Source organism: Candidatus Hydrogenedens sp. (assembly GCA_035378955.1).
In the GTDB taxonomy this organism is placed as follows: Bacteria; Hydrogenedentota; Hydrogenedentia; order Hydrogenedentales; family Hydrogenedentaceae; genus Hydrogenedens.
This window is the reverse complement of the sequence record DAOSUS010000098.1, coordinates 1-10,945: the sequence shown is the minus strand read 5'-3', so window position 1 is coordinate 10,945 and position 10,945 is coordinate 1. Positions and strand designations below refer to the sequence as shown.

General features: G+C 34.1%; 9 protein-coding genes. 4 read left to right on the top strand and 5 right to left on the bottom strand.

All coding sequences use genetic code 11. The features are described from left to right. From PLA12_13440 to amrB, 4 genes are all read right to left on the bottom strand, one after another. Positions 1 to 205 (bottom strand): tRNA (adenosine(37)-N6)-threonylcarbamoyltransferase complex ATPase subunit type 1 TsaE (locus PLA12_13440; protein HOQ33497.1); only part of this gene is annotated, 205 nt, incomplete at its 3' end. Then, positions 189 to 1,634 carry a glycogen synthase GlgA gene (glgA, locus tag PLA12_13435; protein HOQ33496.1) on the bottom strand — a complete coding sequence of 482 codons (1,446 nt, stop codon included), beginning with the start codon at positions 1,632 to 1,634 and terminating at the stop codon, positions 189 to 191. The genes glgA and PLA12_13440, both read right to left, overlap by 17 nt. Before the next feature lie 16 nt (positions 1,635 to 1,650). Then, positions 1,651 to 2,754 carry a Nif3-like dinuclear metal center hexameric protein gene (locus PLA12_13430; GenBank protein HOQ33495.1) on the bottom strand — a complete coding sequence of 368 codons (1,104 nt, stop codon included), beginning with the start codon at positions 2,752 to 2,754 and terminating at the stop codon, positions 1,651 to 1,653. 54 nt (positions 2,755 to 2,808) lie between these two features. Then, positions 2,809 to 3,633 (bottom strand): AmmeMemoRadiSam system protein B, encoded by an 825-nt coding sequence (amrB, locus tag PLA12_13425; GenBank protein HOQ33494.1) that lies wholly within the window; start codon positions 3,631 to 3,633, stop codon positions 2,809 to 2,811. Between the two features lie 85 nt (positions 3,634 to 3,718). Here amrB and PLA12_13420 point away from each other — a divergent pair, with 85 nt between their 5' ends. Genes PLA12_13420 through PLA12_13405 form a run of 4 tightly spaced genes read left to right on the top strand, consistent with a single transcriptional unit; the run spans position 3,719 to position 8,350 of the window. Next, positions 3,719 to 4,243 carry an ankyrin repeat domain-containing protein gene (locus tag PLA12_13420; protein HOQ33493.1) on the top strand — a complete coding sequence of 175 codons (525 nt, stop codon included), beginning with the start codon at positions 3,719 to 3,721 and terminating at the stop codon, positions 4,241 to 4,243. 1 nt (position 4,244) lies between these two features. After that, positions 4,245 to 4,724 (top strand): ribonuclease HI, encoded by a 480-nt coding sequence (gene rnhA / locus PLA12_13415; protein ID HOQ33492.1) that lies wholly within the window; start codon positions 4,245 to 4,247, stop codon positions 4,722 to 4,724. Continuing rightward, positions 4,721 to 7,483 carry an ATP-binding protein gene (locus PLA12_13410; protein HOQ33491.1) on the top strand — a complete coding sequence of 921 codons (2,763 nt, stop codon included), beginning with the start codon at positions 4,721 to 4,723 and terminating at the stop codon, positions 7,481 to 7,483. Before rnhA ends, PLA12_13410 begins: the two co-directional genes overlap by 4 nt. A 12-nt stretch (positions 7,484 to 7,495) precedes the next feature. After that, positions 7,496 to 8,350: a serine hydrolase gene (locus PLA12_13405; protein HOQ33490.1), complete on the top strand. Its 855-nt coding sequence runs from the start codon at positions 7,496 to 7,498 to the stop codon at positions 8,348 to 8,350. A 3-nt stretch (positions 8,351 to 8,353) separates the two neighbouring features. Here the strand turns inward: PLA12_13405 and PLA12_13400 are convergent. Then, on the bottom strand, positions 8,354 to 10,945 hold a 2,592-nt coding region (locus tag PLA12_13400), incomplete at its 5' end, for an SBBP repeat-containing protein (GenBank protein ID HOQ33489.1).

Here is a 10,945-nt window from a genome sequence, read left to right as displayed (position 1 = left end):
GAACCCAACAATCGCCACACAATTCTTTTACTATCCCTTTAACAAAACATGTTTTACCTGTCGCTAAATCCCCGATAAGTGCTACTTTTGCATTAGGTTTTAAACATTGCCCGAAAATATGACCAAACTCTTCTGTTTGTTCAGGAGAAGAGGTTTGTATGATTAAAGGAGTATCAAGACAATTTTTATTAGAAGAGGCTTTCATACAATTTTATATATAATTTTGCTTGTTTATCCCAGGAAAAATCTTGTTTCATTCCATTAATTCTTATCACATTAAAAATGTCTTTATTATGGAACAAATCAATTGCATTTTTTATACTTCTTATAATACTTTTGGGTGTCAGAGGTCTGAAAGTTATTCCGGTTGCACAATTTTTTCGAATATTTTCAGGAGTTATGTTCGTAACAGAATCCGCTAAACCACCTACCCTACGAACAATGGGTATAGTTCCATATGCGAATGCATATAATTGGGTTAATCCGCAGGGTTCATAACGAGAAGGCATAAGTATAAAATCACTCCCTGCTATAATTTGATGGGATAATTCAGTATCATAACCGATGATAGCTCTTATTTTTTGGGGATAGCATGATGCAATTTCTTTGAGTTGTGTTTCATATTTAGGGTCTCCTGTTCCAAGGATAACCATTTGAATATCAAGTTGAAACAATTCGGGTAAAGATTGGATAAGTATATCAATACCTTTCTGCCAGTAAAGGCGACTGGTAATCCCTATCAAGGGAATGTCTTGTTCAGGTAAACCAACTTTTTTCTGTAAATAAGTTTTACATATATATTTGTTTAAAATGGAATCACAATTATAATTGATTTCGATATGTCTATCATTTTGGGGACTCCATATTGAGTAATCAACCCCATTAAGAATACCTGACAGGTCATCAGAGCGAAATCGTAATACATTATCCAAACCAAAACCGTATTCTAATGTTTGTATCTCAATTGCATAAGTTGGGCTTACCGTATTTATCTTATCCGCAAGAAGAATTCCACCTTTAAGTAAATTCATATCGCCATGATATTCAAAGCAATTAGAATTAAAGAATTCAATAGGTAAACCTGTGGAAGAATAACGAGAACCCGGATATCGGCCCTGAAAGGCAAGATTATGGATTGTAAGTAAAGTGTTGGTGTTATGCCAGAAAAGATTATGTTCAAGTTGAATTAAGAGAAAGGGCAAAATAGCAGAAGTCGCCCAGTCATTACAGTGAATAATATCGGGTTTCCACTGAATTCGTTCCATAGAATCGAGTAAGGCTTTACAGAAGAAAGAGAACCTGCGAGGATTGTCCGAGTATTCCCAATCTCCCGAACCATAAACATAATCCCTACCGAAAAGTTCCTCATGCTCAATCAAATATAAAGGAATATCTGTTTGGGGAACAAGGGTTTCCCAGAGCATGGACTGATATGTATTTGTTGAACCATCATATAAACAGGGTAATAAGGGGGTACAATTTTCAGGCATTTTTAAATGCTTGTATTTGGGTAATCCTATGCGAATATCTATACCATTTTTTTTAAGGGATTTGGGTAAAGCATAAGCTACTTCTGCTAAACCACCGGTTGATATTAAAGGAGCCAGTTCAGAAGTTAAATACAATATTCGCATCCTTAATCCTCTCTTTTTATTTATACAGAAAAGGTTCTTTTTCTGCAGGTATAATTATTTCAAGTAAAGGAAGTTTTTGGGTGAGATAATTAGCAATTCCTTCTACAATAGGATACTCAGTACCAAAGTGTCCCGCATCAATAACGGCTAATCCTCGCTCTTCTGCTTCTAAAGCCTGATGATATTTGACATCACCTGTCACTAAAACATCTATATTATCGGGAATATTTATTATTTCTCCACCACCACTACCTCCAAGCACTGCAATATTTTTTACTTTTTTATTGAGGTTTCCAACTATTTTTATAGAAGAAAGATTTAATTTTTCTTTTACAATATTAGAAAATTCTTCAAGTGAGATAGATTTATCTAATACTCCTTTTGCACCCAATGAAATTTTACGGCTCTTATTTTGTAAAGGATAGACATCATAAGCGACCTCTTCATAAGGATGGGCATCTAATAAGGCTTCAATAACATTACCCAAAATTTCGGAGGGAACAATCACCTCAAACCGTTCCTCTTTTTCTTCGTTTATTTTCCCAATTTTACCAAGAAAAGGCTTTGCCTTGTCGGAAGGTAGAAAAGTGCCTATCCCGGATGTACTGAAGGAACAATACGCATATTCTCCAATAATACCTGCACCACAACCACATACTGCATTTCTAACTTTTTCAAGATGATTTTTGGGAACAAATGTTACTAATTTGTATAGCCTTATATGTTCAATAGGAAGCAATCCGGAAATATTCGAAAGGTCTAATTTCTTAGCCAGTATGTAATTTACCCCTTTTTCTGCAACATCCAAGTTTGTATGACATGTATAACATGCAATCTCATTTGTTATTAACTGAGCTATCCTTTTTTGATGTGGGTTTGTATGAACTATTTTCCGTAGTGGCTGGAAAATTAAAGGATGGTGAGAAATAATCAGTTTTACTTTCTTTTGTATAGCATCTTTAACAATTTGGTCTGTAATTGTTAGACAGACAATAGCATTGTTGGTATCCCAATCTGTTGACCCTAATACCAATCCTACCGAATCTTCAGGAAAGGCTAATTCCTTTGGAGCCCATTCTTCTAAAATAGAACAAATATCTTGAATGCGAATACCCGCCATTTGAAAAATCCTGTTTTTAAGATGCGTTGCCTTGTATGCGATAGCTATTTTATTTTACATGTTTGTTTCTTTTAGTTCAAAACTCATAGATGCATAACCAACAACAGAACTATAATCACCAGAGGTTTTCCCGCTGGTTGTGTAATTTAATAAGTGAACATCATAATTACCAAAATAAGAAGCAAATCCCATTGCAAAAACAACAGCAGAGGCGCCACACATAGAACATGTCCCGGATTCTATCCCACGAATAATCTTTTCTACATCCTTATCTAAAATAGCATGAATTGTATTTGTATCTATCTGGTTTGCCTCTTTTTCCGGTAAGTAGTGAGACAAGTCTGTAGATGCAATCAGTAAATCACCATCACCAGATAGTGAGGCCAGTGTTTTCCCGTATTCAAAATGTTTTTGCGAAGGTTCTTTACCAAGCAAAATAGGGACAATGGGAACTGTGCCAATACTTCCATATAAAAAAGGTAACATGACCTCAATACAATGTTCATAAATATGGGAACTATTTGTGCAAAAGGGTAGTTTTTGCATCAGAGTATAATTAAATGCTTCATCAACAGGAAATTCACCTACAGGAGTTAGAAAAGATTCGTATTCACAAATAGCCAGTCCATTAAAGGTATAACGATGAGACCTACCTATTAAAATAACGCGGTTTATTTTTTGCCCTCGAATTCTTGCAAATGCAAAACCTGCGGTCGGTCCTGAATACATATAACCCGCATGAGGAGCAATAATTGATAATACACGCCCTGAAGATGGAGAGACACCAGATTGTTCTATATAAATACTAACCTGGGCTAATAGTGTTGATGGATTGCTTGGATAAAATTGTCCACTTACTGCTGGGTGCCTTTTGGACATGGATTATTCCTTATTATGAGTGATTATTTATAATACTATTATAATATACAAGTAGAGGTTTGCAGTATATAAAATGGTGCTGAATTTGTATAGAAAAATGAAGATTTATTTATATTTATTACCTTTAATTATATCAGGTTGTAGCCCATCATGTTTTGACCTCGCTGCAAAAGGGGATGCGGTTAATTTAGAAAAACAGTTGTTGAAAAATCCAGCAATTATTAATAGTAAAGATTATTTGGGCAAAACAATTTTACATTATGCAGTATGTAGCGGAAGTAAGGATGTATTAGAACTATTGTATAGATATGGAGCAGAACTTAATGAGAAGGATATAACAGGGATGACCCCTTTGCATGTATGTGCTATGTGGGATTTAAAAGGGCCTGCCCGATGGTTAATAACACATGGTGCAAATGCCAGGATAAAAGATAACTTTGGAGATTCTCCCTTACATACTTCGGCTATATTTGGAACAGTAAATATAGGTAAGTACTTAAAAACGGTTGGAATTCCGATGGAAGAAAAGAATAAAGAAGGTATGACAGTAAAAGAATTGGCAAAGAAATATCGGAATGATAAGTGGATAGAAGAAATAGAGGGAAACTAATGTGAATGAAGTCGAAAATAAAACAGGTATTCCTTATGTGGAAATATTTACCGATGGAGGATGTATTCCCAATCCAGGAAGAGGGGCATGGGCAGTAATATTAATTTACGGCGATAAGGAGAAAATATTAACGGGATATGATGAAAATACAACAAACAATCGCATGGAATTAAAGGCGGCTATTGAAGGATTAAAAGCACTTAAAAAGCGTTGTAAAGTTGTTATTTATACTGATTCAGAATATTTAAAAAAGGGAATGTCGGAATGGCTAAAATCTTGGGTGGAAAAAGGATGGAAAACAAGTTCTGGAACAGTCAAAAATATTGATTTATGGAATGAACTGGCAGAATTAGTTGAAAAGCATGAGGTTACTTGGGAATGGATAAAAGGGCATAGTCAACACCCCCAAAATGAGCGATGTGATAAGTTGGTGAAGGATATTATCAAAAATAAGATAAAGTTAGAAAAGGATACAAAATGAAGGAATTTTTAAAGTTAAGTAAATCTCATGAAAAAATTGTTTCTTTATTTATACCTTTTATCTTTGGTTTCGGGGGATTGTTTATTTCCCAGGAAATAATGAATACACCTAATACAAGATTTATTACCGCTTCACTTTCTATTGCATTACCCTCTTTTATAACCATTACTATGTTAAATAAATATCGATTTTCGACAGGAGAGAAGTCCGTTCTTGTGGGTGGAATTGTATTACTATTTACTTCAGGTATATGGATAATTTCAAAAACATCATTGAATCTATATTGGTACGATAATTTACCTGATGAGATTCGCCGATTGTCAGAACTTATAGGATTAGGCAGCTTTCTTTTAGGGATATTATCATTTGTAATTATTCTTATCCGTCGTGAAGAAAATATTGACGAATTAGCAGAGCGATTTAAGACCCTTGCCGACCATATTTCAGAAGGTTATGTATTGAGCAATCCGGATGGCATAGTTGTTGATGTAAATGAGCAATTCTGTAGGTTCATATCTATTACAAGACAAGAAATAATTGGCTTCAGCATCGCGGATATGGTGCGTCGTTATAATATAAGTGCTATAGAGGAAAACTGGTTAACACGAAGTTATGGAATCAGTGGAGAATATGAGGTCGAATTAGAAGTAAATAACCAAAAAAAATATTTCTGGATTCATGGAACGCCCATATTTGACAAAAAAGGAAAACATCAAGCAACTCTTGCAACAGTAAAAGATATTACCGAACTTAAAGTGTTATCTGCCAAAGTCCAGAAATATGCAGATGAATTAAAAATGAGAGTTGATGAACAGACAAGAAAATTGCGTGAGTCTGAAGAAAACTTAAAAAAATTAATTATGACTATGAATGAAGGATTCCTGTTGTTAGACATCCATCATAAAATTGTAATGGTTAATGAATGCTTTTGTAAGATGATAAATAGACAGATGGAACAAGTTTTAGAACATTATATTTATGAGTTTTTAGAAAGTGCTGAGGTAATAAGGTTGATTCCCCTGTTAGAAATGGTGGATATAGAAAAACGAAGAGAAATTGCATTTATCACATCGGACGAAAAAGAAGTGCCTACCCTTGTTTCTGTCTCTGTTATACCGAATGAAAACATAGAAGAGGTGCGATATTCTCTGGTAGTTTCTGACTTGACCCTTCAGAAGAAAATGCAAAATGAATTGGAAGAGAGAACAATACAATTGGAAAAACTAAATGAAGAATTAAAACAGTATGGAAAAAATAAAGATGCTTTTTTATCCAATGTAAGTCATGAGTTGAGAACCCCTATAAGCACAATAAAAGGGTATATAGAAATGTTCTTACAAAATACTTTAGGTCCCATAACAGAGCAACAAAAAAATGCTATAGAAGTTATGCAAAGAAATGTAGAAAGATTGTTACGAATGGTAAACGAGATGATAGAATTCAGCAGAATAGAAATAAAAGGGCTACAAATAAAGAAAAAACTTTTTTCTGTAAAAGAACTTATTAAGGAAAATGTATCTTTTAATAACCCTAAGATTATTGCCAAGCAAATAAATCTTATAGAAAAATACGATAATGAGGATATATATATTTGGGCAGACAAAGAGAAAATCAGTCAGGTATTAGGTATCTTACTTAATAATGCAGTTAAGTTTACGAATACAGAGGGAAGGATAGAAATTAGTATATCTATAAATAACGAAGGAGCATTTGAATTATCCGTTTCAGATACAGGAATTGGAATTCCCCCAGAATATAAAGAAAAAATATTTGAGAAGTTTTTTCAGGTAGATAGTTCGCCTACAAGAAAATATGAAGGAACAGGTATCGGATTGTCTATTGCAAAAGGTATTGTTGAGACCCATAATGGAAAGATTTCTGTTGAAAGTGTCCTTGGGGAAGGCAGTAAATTTACAATAATTCTGCCCGACTGCGTATTTTACGATGGAAAAAAAGAAAACATTATACAAAAAGACAACATAGAAAAAATTCTAATCGTTGATAATGAGTCAGTATTATTTGATATTTTCCAGAGAATATTTGGGAGAAGCGAAGAGGATATTCTATGGGTAAAAAACATATACGAATCAATTCGATTTGTGAATGAAGCATTACCTGAAGTAATTCTAATAAATACCTATGAAAAGGAGTTCGATAATATTGTTTCATTACTAAATATTATAGAGGAACATCCATTATTAGATAATACTTTCATATTGTTGATTATTGATGAAAGTATCAATATATCAAAGTCCTATCAGAAAAATTATTCGGAGAATATCCTCTTTGTTAAAAAACCTTTTTCTGTAAATTACCTATTAAAAATAATTCAAAAAATAAAACAAGGCGAACAGGTTAAAAAGATAATTGACAGTGATAGGAAGGAAAAAGAAAAGGAAAAAGTAGTTGTCATTTATGAACCGGAAAGTACCTTGAGAGAATTTTTAAACCTAATGATGAATTATTATCGAATTCCTTGTTTAACTACAGATAGTTTCGAAAATGTTGTTTCTTCTATATTGAGATTTTCATCTGCAAATCTTGTAATTGATTTTGATTATATGAAAGAAGAAGAGATAGAAAAGTTAAAAAAATTAGGAGAGGGTCATAAAAAAATATTCTTAATTTCAAATAATCAATCTAAGGGTTTAATAGAAGGAATGGGCACGGATGTTGATATAATAAAGAAACCTTTCCTTTTTGAAGATTTAATAAATATCTTAGATATCCAAAAAGAGATTAAAGTAGTATTGAATTAAAGAGACAGATAAATGCAGGAAGAAAATAATACCATCAGTCGTAGGAGTTTTGTTTTTCAATCCTTTTTGTTTGCGGCTACAGCGAAAAGAAAGACAAAATATTCGCCTCCAATAAAACATGATAAAATCATTAAAAAAATATGTGTTAATGCAAACAGTAAGAAAATAATATTTGAAGATAATGCAGATGTTATCTCTCCCCCGGCAAGTTTAGTTAAATTAATGCTTATGTATTTAGTTGCACTAAAGATAAATAGTAAAGAAATAAAATTGGGAGATGAAGTTATTCCCAAAAGAACAATCTTTCCACAGAATAATTTGGATATGGTATTCGCAACGGACAAAAGATATACATTGGGATACTTAATGGATGCCATCGCCATTATTTCATCAAATACATCTGCGGTGACAGTAGCGGAATATTTGTGGGGTTCAGAAAGCGAATGTATAGAAGATATGAATTCTATGGCAAAGAAGTTAGGAATGAAAAATACAAAATACTTTACTGTAAATGGATATCCCATAAAAAGTGGGAGAGATTTAGATAGAACAACTGCAAAAGACCTTGCTACACTTGCTATAGAATGTTGTAGATTGCCTGTTTTACTCTCGTGGACATCCAAGAAAAAATTTGTTATTCAAGAAGAGAATATAGAAAGAAATAATACAAACGATTTGCTTTCCATGTATGTAGGATGTGATGGCTTAAAAACAGGATATACAAAATTGGCGGGACATTGTATTGTTGCAACAGCCCGAAGAAACAAATCCAGAGTTATAGCGGTGGTTTTAGGAGCGGAAAAGTCATCTGAGCGTTTTCGTATTGCTACCAATTTATTAGAAATAGGCTTTTCAGAAGTAGCATAAATACTATTGAATAGGGCAAAAACCATCTTCCGTATCCTGACAAGGAGAATAACCACCTATATTGAATAACTGGATTAATCGTAATAGTTCATGGAAAGTAATAGACCAATAAGGTTCTGAATAATCAGAACTATGACGATTACAATTTTGTTCACCTATACCTAATCCATAACCATCTTCACCATTAATATCACAGTGATAACTGCCAAAATTAAAAATTTGTATTACCCGCAATACTTCAACAAGAGAAAAGGAATAATTTTTGTCTGTATCTGCAGAATGATATGTTACAACCTCACCTTCTTCTATATTTCCTTCTTCTGGACAGGCGTATGTATTAAACAATAATTTCCATGATTCCAGATAACCTCTGCCACCTGTTTCAGAATCTACTATCCGTAACATCCATGTGCCTTGCAAACTTTCTCCCCGTAAAACTCCCAAGTACCCAATGGGCTTATAATTCCCTGTAAAAGGACTAACTCCGTCCGTAATACTTACTTCTGCATTATCATCAAAACTTGTATTTAGTAATGCAGTTCCACCTTGTGTAGGGTAAATAAGCAAGAAGACTTCTGTCCCACGGGGGGAAACAATTTGTATTAGTATTTGCTGTAAATTATCATGAGTTAGAGAAATATTAACAATAAGGTCGTTCAATGTCCCTTCATTAGGGACATAGATATAATACAAATTTTGAGCCTTGTCTTTTAAGAGACTATGGGTTTCTGCTCCATTTACCTCAAAACCGCAAGGATAAAAAGCCCCTTCTCCTTCTATCAATCCTTCTTCTGTTGTCCCTTCACCTTCGGAAATACCTCCTTCCATTGAACCTTCTACAATACCTTCCATTTGTCCTTCGGCTATTCCTTCTACCGAACCTTCTTCCATTCCTTCAGTAATTCCTTCTTGAATACCTTCTCCAACCCCTTCTAAATTTCCTTCTGATATCCCTTCCGTTGCACCTTCTGATGTTTGTAGAACCATTAACTTAAAGGAAGAAGAAAATACTGTGCCTAAAGAATCACTCACCCTACAACGATAAAAACCTGAGGAAGTAAATTGAATATTTCGTAATGTTAACATCGGACTATTACTGTTTAGAATAGGTATATATTCTTCACCTACAATACTCTTAAACTGCCATTGATAATTTACTGTTCCCAGATAACCCGATACACCAATAATAAAAGTGGTTGTTCCTCCTTCATTTATAGTCCGTTCCACAGGTGCTATCAACCATACCCTTAATCCTTCTCCTTCGATTGAACCTTCGGAAGTGCCTTCTATAGTTCCTTCGGTTTGCCCTTCCCCTTCATTGGTAGGAGATGATACATCAATACAGGCGAGGAAACCATCAAGGGTTCCTCCTCCAAAACTGGTCTGAAAAGTTCCTGATGTTATAGGTAATAGATTGGATGCAGTTTCTCCCACCATATACATTACATTGGAATTGGAAATATAAACAGACCGTGCTTTTTCCTCTCCTTTTCCTCCGTAGAAAGTACTATATTTCAAGGTATTTCCATTCGGATTTAAGCATGCAAAAAAGGTATCCTGATTACCGCCATAAGACGGTTGTAATGTTCCCGGTATTACAGGAAAATCTCCTGAATATGTATAACCAACAACATATACTCGTGAAACCGCATCCAATCCAATTCCAAGCCCTGCTTCTGTTTTACTTCCTCCTAAATAAGTACTGAAAATTATCTGGTCTAAATTAGGAGCCATTTTTGCAATAAAAACATCCCTTTCTCCTCCACCATATCCAACCTGAAATGATGAAATTGTAACAGGAAAATTGTTTGAAGAAGTTTCCCCTGTAATATATACATTCCCATAAGTATCACATGTTAAAGCCTGACATAGGTCAATGAGGCTTCCTCCAAGATAGGTGGAAGATATTATGGATGCATTATTGCCTGAAAGTTTCATGATAAAAGAATCATAATTTCCGCCCCCGTAAGAAACCTGAAATGAACCTTGAATTGTTGGAAATCTCGTTGAAGATGTGTATCCTCCTAAAATAATATCCTCACCAAAGATTTTTATTGTTTTGCAAATATCTATACCGCTTGTCCCAATAAATCCACTCCATATAGGTTGAAATGATGAATTAAATTTAAATAAAAAACCATCCAATCCACCACCGCTAAATGTGGAATTCAGTGATGATATTCCTATTACAGGAAAGTTCGTTGATTGTGTCCAGCCCGTTAAGACAAGGCTATTGTCAGGTAAAAATGCAAAGTCCATGATGCTTTCATCAGCACTGCCTCCTATATAAGAACTATAAATTAATTCAGTTGCATCAGAATTAATTTTTGTTATAAAAGCATCTCTTCCACCAGCGTTAGATGTTTGAAACGCATTTGTAGTTATAGGAAAATCCGATGAAGAAGTAATTCCTGTTATATAAATATTTCTTTGTTCGTCAATTTTTATAGATGTAGCACTATCATCTGCAGAGCCTCCTAAAAATGTAGAAAATAAAAGATTGTTAGCAGTAGGGTTGAGTTTCGTTATAAATATATCCCCGGTTATATCTCCACCAGAATAGGTTGTTTGTAGAGAACCATTACTGGTAGGGAA

Coding starts and splice junctions, on each gene's coding strand:
- glgA (HOQ33496.1), bottom strand. CDS start 1,634: ATGCGAATATTGTATTTAACTTCTGAACTGGCTCCTTTAATATCAACC.
- PLA12_13430 (HOQ33495.1), bottom strand. CDS start 2,754: ATGGCGGGTATTCGCATTCAAGATATTTGTTCTATTTTAGAAGAATGG.
- amrB (HOQ33494.1), bottom strand. CDS start 3,633: ATGTCCAAAAGGCACCCAGCAGTAAGTGGACAATTTTATCCAAGCAAT.
- PLA12_13410 (HOQ33491.1), top strand. CDS start 4,721: ATGAAGGAATTTTTAAAGTTAAGTAAATCTCATGAAAAAATTGTTTCT.
- PLA12_13405 (HOQ33490.1), top strand. CDS start 7,496: ATGCAGGAAGAAAATAATACCATCAGTCGTAGGAGTTTTGTTTTTCAA.